The sequence below is a fragment of the Mangrovimonas aestuarii genome (genome assembly GCF_028767185.1).
In the GTDB taxonomy this organism is placed as follows: Bacteria; Bacteroidota; Bacteroidia; order Flavobacteriales; family Flavobacteriaceae; genus Mangrovimonas_B; species Mangrovimonas_B aestuarii.
The window spans coordinates 1-18,053 of sequence record NZ_JARACK010000008.1 but is presented as its reverse complement, the minus strand read 5'-3'; the positions used below and the strand labels follow the sequence as shown (position 1 = coordinate 18,053).

The following is an 18,053-nucleotide window of genomic DNA, read 5'->3' as shown; positions in this document are numbered from 1 at the left end:
AAACTCGACAGAAAAGATACACTACTGAAAATAAGCGTTTTACCTACAGCTATAGGACTTTTTCACAGAATATAACAAGAAAAAACCGCCATTAAAAAGAAGATATTTATTGCACTTCATCGATTAAATGCAATTTTACTTGTTGAAATGCACTTCTTGACATACATTTGAGTATAATAAACTTTTAACAGGAAAAGAAAACAATCAATTTACATGGAATAAAATTAAATCAGGCTTTAACGAGATTATAATAATTTAATTATCTGGCCCTAAGGATATTAATAGCAAAAAAAATTTCGGTCCTTAAGATTAAAACCTTAAAGACATCGTTCCTAGTAGCCTAAGGAACAAACCACTAACAACCAACACATGAAACCAATTAACCTACTAAATAGGACAGGTATGTTATTGTGCTCTATTTTCATCCTTACCTTGGGTGTTGAAGCACATGCACAAATTACCATACTTACACCAAACTTGGGTTTTACTCAGGCTTGTGCCGATAGTGACTTCAATAGTTATAGTGTTTCTTTTTCTTTTTATCCATCATCAAGCTTAGGGCCCGGCAATCAATTTATAGTAGAATTATCGGATGCAAATGGGAGTTTTACTTCTCCTACTACACTACAGTCGTTATCAAATACCACTTCACCAGTTTCAGGAAATTTTGGATTTCCTACCAATACAGGAGGTGAGAATTATAAAATTAGAGTTAGAAGCACCAACCCTGTTGCTTATAGCCCTGCAACTTCGGTTTTTTCTGCATATTACGCTGTTCATAACCAGCCATTCTCCATAAATAATTATGTTAGTACAGTTAATGTCTGTTCCTTCAATACTTTTACTTTGTCTGTAGACGATACCGGTAGTCCCGCCTCACCAACCTATTATCCAAATCTCAATTATATATGGTATAAAGATTTTGTGGAAATTCCCGGAGAAACAGGTCCTACTATTGATGTGACATCATCTGGCTCCTATTATGTTATAGTTGATTATGGAAGCTGTGTAATGGATTCTTATTCCAATATTGTAGATGTGGAAGTTATACCCGATATTAGTCCCACGATAGATGTCGATGACGGATCGACTACAATTTGTCCATCTCAAACCAAAACACTAACCAGTGTTTTACAAGATCCGGACTACATTTATACATGGTATAAAGACAACATTGCCATACCTACATCAAACGCCCCTTCCCTACAAACTACAGCGGAAGGGTTGTATCATTTAGAGATAAACCATAATGGTTGCTATTTTGATTCAAACGCTATTCAATTAAATTCCAACGATTTTCAATTGGATTTAAACACTGTTGGCCCACAGGTAATCATTCCTGGCGAAACCATTAATATATCTGCCATCTCAGATGCAACATCCCCTACTTACCAGTGGTATAGAAACAATGTTGCCATACCAGGCGCCAACCAGGCTAACCTAGCTGTAACCGAAGACGGAACCTACAAAGTGATAGTAACACAAAACACACCTTGTTTTATTGAAAAAGAAAGTACCATTAACTTTATTTACCCTAGTTCGTTTAATCTTTTGGTGAATAATACAGTTGGGTATTCTCAGTGTGTAAGCACAAGTACAACATTAGAAATTTCACTTTTTGAAGCTATTTCTGCAATAGAAACTATAAATCTAATAGGTAACAGCCTAGGATTTTCTTATCAATGGTATAAAGATGGAATTGCTATTACTGGAGCAACATCAACAACATTGGTGATCGACAATGCAACTGGTAACGGGGATTATACTTTAGAGGTTGATATACCTGTTTTAGGAACTGTGACTTCAGATGTCTTATCTGTTAATCTTGCCCTAGCCCCTGTAGTTATTTCCAATGTTAATGCCCTTTGTGAAGGTAGTTCAACAGTTATCACTTCTAACACAACAGCCCCTGAGTATTCTTATCAGTGGTATTTTAACGGTAATCCTATTTCTGGAGCAACAACAGCATCTTACACGGCTAATCAAGAAGGTAATTATTATTTGAGTATTACCAGCGGTAGCTGTAACAAGCAATCTAACATTATCAACCTTGCGCTTGGAAACATTACTGCTACTGCAACTGTTCCTGTTAACGCCATTATCGTTCCTGGGCAAACTAAACCACTAACAATAACAACGGACGCAATAAACCCTGAATTTGAATGGTATAAGGATAACATTATTATTGGTGGTGCTACTAGTGCAACATATAATGCTTTAGAGCCAGGCACTTATAAAATAGTAGTAACAGAAGATGAAGATTGTGTTCTCCAAACTGAAATAGAATTCGTATTAAACTACCCAACAGGTTTTACAATCTTAATAGCTCCAGACACATCTTACCAAAGTTGCTCAAGCACCTTGGTAACAATGAACATCACCCAGTTTAGAGCAACTACTCCAACGGGGTATATAGATATTTTAAACAACAACTATAATTACAATTACCAATGGTACCGTGATGGCACTGCTATCTCTGGAGCAACCAACAATACCATAACTGTTAATAATACACAACCTAATGGAAATTACACGCTAGAAGTTACCATTCCCGATTTCGGACAGAACAACTCCAATTCTTTAGCGATAAACTTGGCTATCCAACCAATTTCGATAACCAATGACGGTCCATTATGTGATGGAAGTTCAACAGAATTGTCCGCAAATATTGCAGATCCAACCTACCAATACCAATGGCACAAAAACGGAACCGCAATATCTGGGGCCACTAATGCAAATTTCACCACAAATGAGGAAGGCACATACTCTTTATGGGTTACCAGTGGTACCTGTAATATGCAGTCCAATACAATAAGTTTAACATTGGGGCAAATTAACGTTACTCCAACTTCTCCTACTACAGATGTTATTATACCTGGAGAACTAAAATCGTTAACGGTAAATACCGATGCTATTAACCCTGAATTTGAATGGTACAAAGACAATGTTATTATTAGTGGCGCTACAACAAATAGTTATAATGCAACAGAAGCTGGCAACTATAAAGTAATTGTTATTCAAGACGAAGCGTGTATAATAACTCACGAAGAGTTATTCACTCTTAACTATCCACTGAGTTTTAATGTTCAAGTAGCTCCAGATGCATTTTACCAAAGCTGTACTAGTACTTCTACTAGTTTAGATTTAAGTCTTTTTAATGCAGCTACAAGTAATGGCAGCATTGATTTATTGAATAACCCTTATGATTACACCTATCAATGGTATAAAAACGGAACCGCTATCGCAGGAGCTATCAATACTTCTTTAAATATTGACAACACTTTAGTAAACGGTAGCTATTATCTAGAAATAACATTGCCTGGATATGGAATTGTTAGCTCCAACACCATTACAATAGATTTAGCAGTAGAAACCTTAACAATTTCTAATTCTGGTGTTCTTTGCGAGGGAGGATCTACTAGCATTTCTTCTAACATTACAGATCCTTCTTATACCTACCAATGGTATAAAAATGGAATACCTGTTTCTGGAGCGATAGCACCTAGCTATAATGCATCTCAGGAAGGTAATTTCACGCTTAACATTACTAGTGGAAACTGTAATTTGGAATCAAACACTTTAACCTTAACCTACGGAGAAATAGCAGTAACTGGTAATACTTCAGATAACGATATTATACTTCCAGGAGAAACAAAAACTCTATCTGTTACAACAGATGCTACATCTCCTTCATATCAGTGGTATAAGGACGATGTTTCGCTTCCTGGTGAAACCTCTTCATTATATAATGCTACACAGGCTGGAGTATACAAGGTAGTTGTTTCACAAACTGATGGTTGCACCATTGAAAACGAAAAGATATTCACACTAGATTATCCTAACAGTTATACTATAAGTATTGAAGTCGCTCCAGGATATGATGCCTGTACAAGCAACGATATCACATTACAATTAAGTTCTTTCACAGCTACAACCTCTCAAGGTACAGTTGACTTGATGAACAATTCAGATATAAATCATACTTTTCAATGGATTTATAATGGCTCGCCAATACCTAACTCAGATATGTCGACCATTACTATTGATGATTCCTCACTTAATGGAGACTACCAATTGAGTATAGATATCCCTGGCAATGTAACAACTACATCGAATACCATTTCTGTGGAATTAACTGCTAATGAACCTTTAATCATAACCTCAAGCGGTTTACTGTGTTCTGAAAATCCACAAGTCGACATTAACAGTAATATATCTGGAATTGGTTTTATATACAACTGGTTTAAAGATGGAATACTTTTAAATACTACAACAATAAATTCTATAACAGTCACTCAAGAAGGAAGCTATACCCTTACTGTGGATACTGGGACGTGTGTACTTGACTCAAACACTTTGATAATTGAGGAATCAACTATAGAAATCACTCCTACTGGGGCTGAAAACGGCACCATCATTCCTGGAGAAATTCAAACGATTTCAGTTACTACAGATGCTATTCAACCGAATTATCAATGGTATAGAAATGATATAATACTATCAGGCGAAAACACCCCTACTCTACAGTTTAATCAAGATGGAGATTACAAAGTAGTTGTTACACAAACGCTTGGTTGTATCATGGAAGAAGAAATGGTGTTTAATATGGACTACCCTTCTGAAATGATTTTAAACATTGCACCATCTAACAATTATAATGAATGTGAAAGCACCGAAACCATTTTGGGTATTGAATCTTTTGTTGCTGTAACATCGGAAGGGAATATAGATTTGATTGCTAACCCTTATAATTATAGTTACCAATGGTTTAAGGGCTCTATCGCTCTAACCGGAGAAACTAATGAAAACCTCTCTGTTGAAGATTACTCTGCTAACGATACTTATCATTTAGAAGTTTTAGTTCCTGATTTTGCAACTGTTACTTCCAACATATTAGACATAAAGTTAAAATTCATTGATCAAGTAAACATTTCTACAGGAGATGTCTTATGTGCCGAAGGCAGCGAAGTTGAGATAACTTCTAATGTTTCCAATCCGGAATTCACATACAAATGGTTCAACTCAAATTCGGTTACAATATTAGGTAATTCTCCATCAATTATTATTACCCAGGAAGGTGACTATTATTTAGAAGTAAGCTATGATGGATGTACAGTTACATCAAACACATTACAGATAGTTCCATTTGATACTGAATCAATTAGTATTAATCAATCGGAAGAGACAACCTTAATTGAAGGTACAACCATAACCGCAGTCGCATCGGGAGCAAACATTTACACTTGGTATTTTAATGGCACAATTGTAAGCAATACTGATGAAGTTTTAATTACCCAAGAAGGAACCTACACTTTAGTTGCCATAGTTGGTAATTGTGAAATAACGAAAGAGATTCATGTTACCGAGGTAGAAAACTTAGCAGTTGCTATTCCTAATGTGGTAACACTTAACGGTGATGGTATTAACGATTATTGGGGCTTACCTAACCAATATGTAAATAAAGAGAATGTTGAAGTAATTATTTATGGTTCAGATGGAATGGTTGTCTATAGAGCGAGGAACTACATGAACAATTGGCCTGAAAGTGATTTTGAATTTTCACAAAAGAACCCAGTATACTATTACAATATTCTTGAAGATAATATTATAACTCAAAAAGGATCAATAACAATGTTAAAGTAACTTATGGTAAAACACTACTTCATATTGTTTACTATTTGCTTAAACTTTGCCTTTACTACTGTAACGGCACAGGATACGCCTGTGCTTACATTAAGTGTACCTTCACAGAATAATCTGAAGTATAACCGTTTTATCCAAAATCCAACCTTTTCTTTCGTTCGTGAGGATAATACAACAATCTCTATGTACCATAGAAACCAGTGGATTCAATATAACGACTCACCTAAAGCTTACATGCTTAGTTACACCGGTAAATTCAATGAAAAATCTGGATTGGGAATCGGTCTATATCAGCAAAGTTTAGGTGTTATTTCAAGCTTTGGTGGTATAGCCAATTATGCAAGAAATGTTCGATTAGGCAGCAAAATGAATTTAACTTTAGGTTTTAACCTAGCGTATTATAGTAGTGGTGTTAACACTAACAAAACCATTACAGCACAAGATGATCCGTTATTGTATGCTTACAGAAATACATCATTACTTACCATAAAGCCAGGTATCAATTTGTCCTATGGTAATTTTGATATTGGTGCCTATGCTGATAATATGATCGATTATGATTTTAAAACCAGTAAAATGGCAAATGATTTTATAGACAAAACCTATACAGGCCATTTAATGTACACCCATAACTTTGTTGCTGGCGTAGGTGCCTTTACCAACAGTAATTTAAGATTAATGTTGCGAGGTAAAATGTCTGAATCATTTGGTTTTGGTCTAGGTGGTGGTGTTATGGTCGATTTTCCAAGGATGGGCTGGATACAAACTGAAGTTGATCCTTATTACGGTGTTGGAGCTGGTATGGGCTTTTATCTTACAAAGCGTTTGGCAATAGGGTATACCTACGAGCAGACTATCAAAGAAGGTTTAGTAAACCTTGGCCCTACCCACGAATTGAACATTGCTTTCGCTATAAAAGAAAGAAAAGGTGTAAAAAGAGATATCCCTGTAGTAGCAGAAAATCAACAGAACCAATCTTCTGAAAATCAAAGCGAGAATACCGATGAGGCTAAAAATGAAGACCAAACGGAATCTCAAGAAGATTTGGCCTATAATGGTGATAGCTCTATGCCTAATGATACCCCAAGTATGTCTGAAGCTGAAAGAAAACAGGCCGTCTCTGAACTACAGTCGCAATTAGATGAGCAAAACCAATATTTACTGGATATGCTTTTAAAAGAAGATTCCCTTACTGGTTTGAAAAAATCTGAACTAGAAAAAAAGATCAAAAATCTTCAAGAATATGCACAAAGGGAAAAGAATTTCAATACCGAAAATGGTAATATAAAAACCATGATCATTAAAAATGAAAATCCTTCTGCACCTCCAATTGAGCCTAAATCAATAGATGATTTAAAATATGCTAAAGGAGGGTATTATCTTGTTTCACGACCTGCAAATGGAAATGATAATGGCATGTATAACCTAAAATACTTCAACCAATTGCCTGATGCTGTTCGCGCCTACCATGTAAAGCTTAAAGCAGGGACCGAAAAAGAACTTTACATCATTCAAGTTGAAAGCAATGCACCTACTAGTCAATCTGTTGCATTATATAATCAGCCATCAAATAATAATACAGATACTTCTTCAAGTGAATCGTCTAAAAATCGCGTATTCGACAATTCTTACGGAACAAATTCAAATACGCAAAATATGAGCAAGTCTAAGGCAGAAAATCCTACCAACAGATTAGCCCAAACGACAACTGCAAACAACTCCAATGAGACAAGTAGAATTAATGGCGGTGCAAATTCACAAGAAAAACAATCAAATAATAAAGAGGCCAATAGATTATTGGCTCAAAATGACTCCAATAAATCAACCAGTAAAATTAATGGCTCTGATGAAACTATAGCTTCAAAGAATTCATCAGTTTCTAAAGAAAATGGAACTAATAAAAAAATAGCCTCCAATTCAAGCATTAAAGTATCGAACACAAAAACATCTGATTCTAAAAAAATTACAACCCCAAATACCAAATCTAATGACAATAACAACAAAACCTCTGTGGCTTCAGGAGACAAAAAAACAGTTCCTGAAAAAAGAAATGCCCCTAAGGGAAGCGTTTCCATGAACATTGACGGCGTAGATCCCGGCTACTATATCGTGGCCAACGTATTTTCAGAATTTCCAAATGCTGAATATTTTGTGGTAACATTAAACAAAAAAGGAATAGACGCCAACTTTTTTGCAAACCCTAAAAACAACTATATGTATGTGTATTTAAAGCGTTTTGATACTTGGAACGAGGCTCTCGATTCCTATCACTCTAACGTAAATAATACCTATTACGGAAATATCTGGATAATGAGTATCAATGAAAAATTACTTTATGGATACTAAAAAGTATGAGACTAAGAAAATTGATTGAAGCATACCCCACATGCTATAAATGTTAACCGTTATGAAAACACCTACTTTTGTGAAATCAGCTTTAATAGCTGTATGTATTTTGATGGGTATTTCGGCTCTAGCGCAAAACTATCAGCCGTTTTCGCCTAGATTCGAACAAACCCTTAGAGGAGATATCCTACTTATAGGTAATACTATAGTTGAAAGGGCTTCTTCGGGAAATCCTGGAGGAAATTCCAATTTCAACTCCAATTCCAATATGGTCTATATTGATATAGACAGTGATCCAACAACCTTTAGTTCCAGTAGTGCAGACCTAGTAAGGCCTGACGAAAGTACTTGTTTTAATGTTGTTTATGCAGGTCTTTATTGGAGTGCTATCTATCAAGGTAGTGATAGGAGTGGTATTAACCAGATTAAATTCAAGGAACCAGGAGCGACCTCCTATACCGATATTACTGGTGAAATCCTTTATGATGCTGGAAGTACTCCAATAGGTGATGACGGTGCTAAACCTTATGCCTGTTATTATGATGTGACCGATATTGTTACCGTATTACCAACCACAGAAGGTACCTACACTGTAGCTAATGTTACATCAAGTGAAGGCTTATTAGGCGATACAGGATTAGCTTCGGGGTGGTCTATTTTCATCGTATTCGAAGACCCTAACTATCCTGGAAAATACATTGCCTCTTCTGATGGATTTAGTGCCATTGATGACTCTACAACGCTTAACATCCCTTATTCAGGATTTAGCACAATTCCTGCGGGACCTGTTAGAGCAAAATATGCCTTTTCTGCTCTTGAAGGTGATGGGCCTGAAAATGGTGATTTTCTAAAACTTAACGGTTCTAAATTGAGCACGCCTACAGGCCGTAACCAAAACAACTATTTTAACAGCTCATTCACAAAACTTAACGGACAGTTCTCTGCACGTAACCCTTATGATCCGAACACTAGAGGATTAGATGCCGGTGTTTCAGATGTACCTAACCCAGCTAATAATGTAATAGATAACAATGAAACAAGTTTAACTTTTCAACCAGGTACTACTGGCGATGAATACTATTTTTATTTTCATGGTTTAGCTATAGAAATTATACAACCGGAAATTCCTCTTGTTAAAACAGTTGAAGATACTGCTGGAAATATCATTAATGATGCTAACGTAACTCTTGGTCAAGAACTTGATTATGTTTTAACATTCCAAAATATAGGAAATGATGGGGCCACTAACTACACCATCACAGATGTACTACCTACCAATGTAGACTTCTTGTCTGTCGATTTATCGGGGGCTCCGGGAGTAACTTACACATACGATCCTATTGCCCATTCATTAGTTTTTACTATACCAGATTCTTTGATTGAAGAAGGTGACCCAGAATATTCTATTCGAATTAAAGTAAAAGTAGTCGATGAATGTAATGAACTGCGTGACGCATGTTCTAATCTAATTGAAAACCTAGCTTATTCAACTTATTACAGCTACAATTCGGGGAACGTAGTTGCTGAACAAGATCCTAGTGGTAGTGCCATTGACGGTTGTGGCGATATTATACCTGGATCTACAAATTTCTTGGTAGGCATTGACGGTTGTGACTACATAAGAGAAGAAGTGCTTTGTGGTGGAAGTGTAACGTTAACTGCTGGTGATGGTTACCTAGCATACCAGTGGTATCAAGGAGATCCAGCTACAGGTACACCTATTGGAAACAACCAAAGTGTAACAGTAACATCTACAGGAACCTATACAGTTGTTAACACGGCTCCAGACCCATGTTTATCAATTACCGAAACGGTAAATGTTGTTCTCTTTGGTGCAGACATGGATAACCCTGTAACTCCGTATGCTAATCAAGTAGTTGTATGTCCTAATGATGGTACGGAGTTACCAGAAATTTTCTTGTGTGGAGCAGATGATACGCAACTTATTGAAACTAATATCACTGATGCTACAAGTATAACTTGGGATGTTCTTAACGAAGGTAGCTGTACAACTGAAGCACCTACCGACTGTCCGAACACCTCTCCTACTTGCTCATGGACGGAAGTAGGCACTGGACCAACCTATAATGTAACAGCTGCTGGTCAATATCAGTTAACCATTACCTATCAAAATGGATGTTTTAAGAGATTCTATTTCAACGTTTACCAGAACATATTCACTCCTGATGAAACACATAGTGATATTATATGTGACACAGATGGACAGATTATTGTAACCGGTGTACCTGCTGGTTATGAATATAGTATTGTAAGCGCCTCAGGGCCATACCAAACTAGTAATATATTTACAATTACTACTCCTGGAGATTATACGGTATTCATCCGTCCAATTGGTGTGCCAATCAACCCTTGTATTTTTACAATTCCTAATATTCCAATCAGACAACGTGATTTCTCTGTTGATTTAATCACCAATCAACCTCTTTGTCATGATGATTTTGGAGATATCACAGTTCATGTTAATGACGTAAATCCACAGTATTACTACGAATTAATTCAAAATGGTGCTGTTATTAATGACGTTGGACCAATTGATGACAATGCTTATACTTTTTCAAACCTTAACGCTGGTGATTACACATTAAACATCAATACCGACGATGGATGTATTTTCTCTGGTGATACTAACATAATAGTTCCTGAAGAACTTACAGCCGATGTTGTTCTTACACAGCCTTTAACCTGTGAAGACGGAGCATTTAATATTCTTGCTGAAGGGGGTACTCCTCCTTATGTATATTTTATTAATAGTACTACCGAATTCCAATCGGCATCAAATTACACAGTTTCAACACCTGGAACTTACGATATCACTGTAATAGATTATAACAACTGTTCTGCTACTACTCAAATAGTTGTAGATCAAGTTCAAGATCCAGAGTATACGGTGAATCACACAGATATTCAATGTAACGGTAACGATGACGGAACCATTACTATCAATACTACAAACTCCAATGGCTATACTATGGCTTACAGTATTGATAACGGAACTACATTCTCTGCTGCTAACACGTTTACAAACCTTGCACCAGGAACATACAATATCGTTATTAACTATACTTTGAGTGGCGTTACATGTAGCACTACTGAAACTGTGGTTATTAATGACGTTCCTTTACTTCAAGCCGCTGCTTCTGTTACTCAGGAATATACTTGTTTAACATCTGGTACGATTGAAGGTATTAACGTATCTGGTGGTACACCTCCATATCAATACAGTATTGACGGAGTAAACTTCCAAGCCTCTGGAACATTTACCAATCTAACGAATGGGGATTATACCATTACTGTTATGGATGCCAATGGTTGTACTGTTACCACAAATACCATTACTTTGGATGAGTTAAATCCTCCAACCGATTTAACTTTCAGTAGTACAGCAGTAAACTGCCCTAATTTAACATCAGATGTAACAGTAACTACTGTAGGAACCAACACACCCTATACGTATCAAATTACTGCACCTGTAACAGTAAACAATGGTACCAATAACACCTTTACAGGTCTTGCTCCAGGAACTTATACCTTCTTAGTTACAGATGCTAAAGATTGTACTTACGAGGAAACTTATACTATAAACGACATCACTCCTATCTCAATTAACGGACAGGTAATTAATAATGTTGATTGTTTTGGTGCCTCTACTGGGAATGCCATCTTTAACGTCTCTGGATATACTGGAACTTATAGTTACACCTTAAATGGTGGTTCGGCTATTACTGGACAGTCGTCATCATCAATTAACGTTTCGAATGTAGCTGCAGGTACATACACAATAGTAGTTACAGACGAAACAACAAACTGTACCGCAACAACTTCAGTAACAATAGACCAACCTACAGCTCCACTTGCTGATGCTGGGACTACGGTATCTCCTATCACATGTTTAAATGATGGTAGTGTAACTATTAATACTACTGGTGGTTGGGGTAACAATCAATACACCTTAACATTACCTGACGCTTCAACTGAAGGTCCTCAAAATAATTCAACATTCGCTGGATTATCTCAAGCAGGTAGTTATACTTACACTATTGAAGATTTTGGAGGATGTACCATTACTGGAACATTCAATTTGGTAACACCTACAGCTCCTATAGCAACTATCAATGCTACGTCAGATCTTTGTTACGACGGTACTGATGCTGCCACAATTGTTGTAGATGTAACGGGCGGTGTTGCCCCTTATACTTACAGTTTAAATGGTGGTGCTTACCAAACAAGTAACACTTTTGCCAACTTAACGCCAGGAACATATTCTGTTACTGTTCAAGATGCTTACGGATGTACTTCTGTAGCAGTTAGCCAAACTATTGCTGATCAATTAACTGCTGCTGCTGTTTTAACCAAAAACTTAGATTGTACAGCGAGTCCAGATGCCGAAATTACAGTAACCATTAATGGCGGAACTACAGCTTATGCTTATCAGGCGTCTTATAACGGAGGTGCTTTATCTGCTTCTACTGCTATATCAGGAAACTCTTTTGTTTATAATACTGCTAATGCAGGGACTTACGATTTCATAATTACAGATGCAATTGGCTGTACGGTACAAACAGCTACCGTAACTGTAACGCCTTTACCAGTGTTAAATGCTCCAACCTTGGCTATTGCACAGGACATTCTTTGTAATGGAGATAGTTCTGGTGCTATTACTGTAACTCCTTCAGGCGGACTTGCTCCTTATACAATTGAAGTAGTAAACAATTCTACTGGACAAAACTACGGAAGTCAGACCTCAGGATTGAATGCTGGAGATTACACAGTTACTGTAACCGATGCAAACTCTTGTACGGAGACTGCAAATATTACTATTAACCAACCTGATGCCATTACTTATAATGTTTCAACGGTTGATATTAGCTGTAATAATCCTGGCGGCACACAATATGGGGAAATTATTGTTGAAAATGTAACAGGAGGAACTGCTGAATATACCTACTATGTTAGCAATAACTTTGGCTATTCAGATTCCTATACAACAACTGCAGGAGGTGAAGATCACTCATTTACCATTCTTGATTTTGGAATTTATCAAGTAGATGTAATCGATGCCAACGGATGTTCTGTTATCACAAACAACATAAGTATTGCCTCACCTCCAAGTGATCTTACTATAGATATTTCTACTACAACCGTTGACTGTTCAACCGGTGGTACTGCAGTGATTACTGTAACAGCAGCAGTACTAAGTGGTAACTATGAATTTGCTATTTTAGAAACAAACACCCTTCCATATTCATCGTCTTATCAATCTGCCGATGCCGGAACCCCAGAATCATCAACCTTTACAGGTTTGGTTCCTGGTGTTGTATATACTTTTGTAGTTCACGACTTAGTAACAGATTGTTACTATTTTGAAACTGCTTCTGGTCCAATTGATTCGCCATCAAACATAACTAGTACTTTAGATCAAGTAAATAATGTTACCTGTACTGGTGCCGATGACGGAAGTGTTTCTTTCTCATTTAACGGTTACGATGCTACGGCTACAAGTGTTGATTACGAAATATTCAATGCTCAAGCTAATACATCTACTGGTATAACAGGTAGTGTATCTCCTTTATCTGGAGGTAGTGAATCAGTTACCAATGTTGGCCCATTGGCTCCAGGCATGTACTATATTCTATTAACTGAAGTTGGTGGAACTAACGATGGTTGTTCTTCTGCTACTGTAGAATTCACCATCACCGAATCTACCATGTTGCTAGAAGTAAGTGCATCGATAATTAAAAATGATAACTGTAATCCTAATGCTGGTGTTATCTCTGCAACTGGGCAATATGGAACAGCTCCATATCAGTACCAATTGGTTGCTGTTGGGGACCCTGCTCCTACTGCTTCTACCTGGACGGGATCAACTAGTGGTGTATTCAATGCCGAAGGTGGTGACTATGTAGTTTATATTATGGATGCTTACGGCTGTATTCAGTCTACTAACATTACATTACCAACCGATCCATCTCCAACAATTTCAATTGCTATGGATACTACTACCACCTGTAACGATGAGGGCAATTATAGCATAGTTGTAACTAGAGATAATACAGTTGGTGTTGCTCCATTTACTTATAGTATAGATGGTTCTGCATATGCTACCTATACTGAGGATGCTTCATTCTCTTTTACTCTATCTAATTTGAATTCTGGAACACATACCGTTATCATTCAAGATGCTAATGGGTGTACAGATACAGAAATAATCGACATATTAACTCCTGTTCAAGCTTCAGCTGCTGTATCTATAGCTTCTACTCCTGACTGTGGTGTAAGCGACGGAATTATTACAGTAAATGCATCGGGAGGATCTGGTTCGTTTACTTATACAATCGCTCCTTCTCCTGCTAGTGTTAGTTTATCTGGTAACGAATTCTCTGGTGTTCCAGCAGGATCGTACACCATTACTATTACAGACGCAACTACTGGATGTTCAATTGATATTCCTGCTGAAGTACCAGCTGCAGAACCTGTGGTTTTCGATGCTTCTAATGTTGATATTACAGACGTAAGTTGTAATGGAGGAAACGATGGTACCATAACGATTGTATTACCAGCAACAAACAACGACCCTCCTTATACTTATACCCTTACAGGAACATCGCCTGTTGTGGCTGCACAAACTAATGGAAATGGAATTTTTACCGGTTTAGCAGCTGGTAATTATGATATTACAGTAACATCCAACAGAAACTGTACAGCTACAATTTCGATTACAGTTGATGAACCTACAGCTGTTACGGCTTCAGCCACGGCAACAGATTTTGCTTGTGCTGCAGATAATACCGTAATGACGTCAACAATAACAATTACGGCCTCTGGAGGAACACCAACCTACTACTATAGTATTGATGGTTTAAACTATTTTGCCGGCAACACATTTGATGTAACAGATACTGGTAGTGTTCAAAACATAACACTTTACGTAAAGGACAGCAATAACTGTGTAACTACAACTACTGTTACTATAAACCCATTACCAGTTATTACAGATATTACTATCACACAAATTACACCTATAAGCTGTACTGGTGATGAAGAAATAAAAATTGAAGTTATTGGAGGGTCAGGAAACTTTACGTTCCAACAATTACCTTCAGGTACACCTCAAAGTATCGGTAACTTTACTTTAACACAACCAGGTTCGTATTCTTTCTTAATTACCGATACTACTACAGGTTGTTATTCTGTAACAGTTCCTTATGATATTCCTCCATTCGATATCATTACCGCTTCAGCAACACCTATTTCAGGAGTAACATGCTACGGTGATACTGATGGATCTATTAGTGTGAGCGTTTCAGGATATTCAGGACCATACTCTTATAGCGTATTGGATTCTGCTGGAAACCCATTATCACCTGCTATTGGTGGACTTGGTGATACCGCAACAAACCCATTGGTTATAAACAACATGCCTGCAGGTAACTTTACAGTTCAAATTACAGAAACAGCTGCACCTTTCTGTACAGAACAAACTGCTACAATTACTGTAGATTCTCCTCCAACGGCATTGGATTTAGAAGTAAACTATACTGAAGCAACTTGTACAGATGACCAAGGGACTATTACTGCAATAGCTTCTGGAGGTGCAGGAGGGTATCAATACCAATTTACTGACGGAACAGGAACTGTACTTCAAGGCTACTCAGCAGATAATACCATTGATGGCCTTGGTGCGGGAACCTATTTCGCAATGGTAACAGATGCTAACCTTTGTGAAGTAAGCTCGTCTATCATTACATTGACAACACCTACTCCAATCTCAGCTAGTATTTCAGCCAGTCCATCGGTTTTGGACTGTTTTAATGACAATAATGCTACAATTACTGTTAGTGGTACTACTGGTGGACAAGGAAGTGGTTACTTATATACTTTAGTAAATGTGGATTCTGGTGAAACTTCTGGTCCTCAACCTGGAACTAGTTTCGGAAATTTAAGCGCTGGTACTTACCATGTAATTATCACTGATGGATGGAACTGTACTTTCACAACTACTGATGTAACTATTACCGAACCAGCAGACGCCGTAACAGCCACCTTATCTATGGTAAGTACACCAACATGTACTAATGATGCAGAGTTGCATATTGAAGCAATTGGCGGTACAGCACCATATACCTATAGTACAGATGGTACTACATTCTTACCGTTATTAGCTTCAAACTCGTTCATCGTTGGGCCTGGAACTTACCAATATTACGTTCAGGATGCCAATGGTTGTACCGTTGTAATGACCAATGAAGTTGTTGTGGAACCAGTATTACCGGTAACAATAGATTTAGATCTTTCTGGTGCCTTTGTGAGTTGTGCTGGTGGGTCTAATGCCACTATTATTGCTGATGCTTCAAACGGATTAGGCAATTATAGCTATGAATTGGTTGATTTAGACTCATCCAGTGTAATTCAAGGTCCTCAAACAACTGGGATATTTGGTAATCTTCCTGCAGGGAATTATCAAGTAAATGTTACAAGTGGCCCTGATTGTACAGCTAGCTCTTCTATTATTAGCATAATAGATCCAAATCCACTTGTTGTATCGCACACTAAAACAGATATTACTTGTAATGGTCTACAAGATGGAACTATTACAATAAATGCTTCAGGAGGAACAGGAGTTAGTCAGTATGCCATTTCTCCAAACTTGAACCAATTCTATGATGATAACATCTTTACTGATTTAGCAGCTGGTATTTACGACATAGTTGTACAAGATCAAAATGGATGTTACGAAATGCTTCAAGTAGAAATTATTGAGCCTGATCCAGTTGCTGCTACTTTAGGCGCTATTAACGATGAAGTATGTCTAAATGAGGGTGACGGATCTATTACAGTTGATATTACTGGTGGTTCTGGAACTTATGATGTGACTTTAATGGCTAACGGTGTTACGACATCAACAGTAACAATAACCGCAAACCAATATACATTTACAGGCCTATCTGGAAATATTTTTTATCAAATTGCGGTTACCGACAGTAATGGTTGTTACATTTCGCCTGCTTTAGAATATTTCATGGCCGCTCCAGTAGAGGTAATTCCTGCTGCTTCTGTAGATGTAACTTGTACAAACAATACACCTGGTAATGTTATAACAATTACGGTAAACCCTGAAGTAGATGGTCAAGTACAATATAGCTTGGATGATATTACATATTCAGCTTCAAATGTATTTACCGACTTGCCTCCTGGTAACTATACCGCTTATGCTCAACATACCAATGGATGTACCAAAACAGTTGACTTCGTTATAGAAGATTTACAACCAATAACAGCCTCAGCTACTGTTGTTGCAGATGTACTATGTACTGGTGATAATACAGGAGCTATCGAAGTTACTGCTTCAGGTGGTACAGGTGTTCTTCAGTATGCCATTTCACCAAGCTTTACTTATGGAACTAGCAATACATTCAATAACCTATCAGCAGGTAACTATACCATTATGGTAACCGACGAAATAGGTTGTGAAATTGCATTAACTAATATTATTGTAAGCGAACCAGTTAGTGCCCTATCTGCTTCTTTAAGTGGTGTCGGCGAGACCTGTCTTGCTGCAAATGACGGTGAGGTAACCGTGACCATCTCTGGTGGAACACCACCTTATTACACAAGTATAGATGGAATTAACTTTACTCAAGATCAGTTCATCTATGCTGGTCTTGTGGGAGGACAGACCTATACCTTCTACGTACAGGATGACAATGGCTGTCAAATTACTCCATTAACGTTCGACGTTCCTGTTGGGGTGGACATCCTGCCTTCGGTAGATGTTATTGACAACTGTACCAACAATGTACCTGGGAATGTAGTGGTTGTAAATGCAAACCCTGCACTTTTACCAGATCTTCAATATAGTATTGACGGAGTGACCTATGGAGCAAGTAACATCTTTACAGATCTTGCCCCTAATACCTATACCGCTTACGTACAACATACTAACGGATGTATACAAACGGCCGACTTTACCATCAATGCCCTGCAGCCTGTTTCGGCTTCGGCTTCGGTAACCCAGGACGTGCTTTGTCACGGTGAAGCTACAGGTA

At 37.5% G+C, this 18,053-nt stretch carries 3 protein-coding genes; all 3 read left to right on the top strand.

The window, feature by feature from the left end:
• Nucleotides 1-369 precede the first annotated feature (369 nt).
• Nucleotides 370-5,643 (top strand): T9SS type B sorting domain-containing protein, encoded by a 5,274-nt coding sequence (locus tag PWU04_RS10845; RefSeq protein ID WP_274476125.1) that lies wholly within the window; start codon nucleotides 370-372, stop codon nucleotides 5,641-5,643.
• Between the two features lie 3 nt (nucleotides 5,644-5,646).
• A complete protein-coding gene (locus PWU04_RS10840; RefSeq protein WP_274476124.1) occupies nucleotides 5,647-7,989 on the top strand; it encodes a PorP/SprF family type IX secretion system membrane protein in 2,343 nt (780 codons plus the stop codon).
• 61 nt (nucleotides 7,990-8,050) lie between these two features.
• Nucleotides 8,051-18,053, top strand: a 10,003-nt coding sequence (locus PWU04_RS10835; protein WP_274476123.1) for a hypothetical protein, incomplete at its 3' end; no start/stop codon positions are given.

What these genes read in the sequence shown, in the direction of transcription:
- PWU04_RS10845 (WP_274476125.1), top strand. Translation starts at nt 370, where the DNA reads ATGAAACCAATTAACCTACTAAATAGGACAGGTATGTTATTGTGCTCT.
- PWU04_RS10840 (WP_274476124.1), top strand. Translation starts at nt 5,647, where the DNA reads ATGGTAAAACACTACTTCATATTGTTTACTATTTGCTTAAACTTTGCC.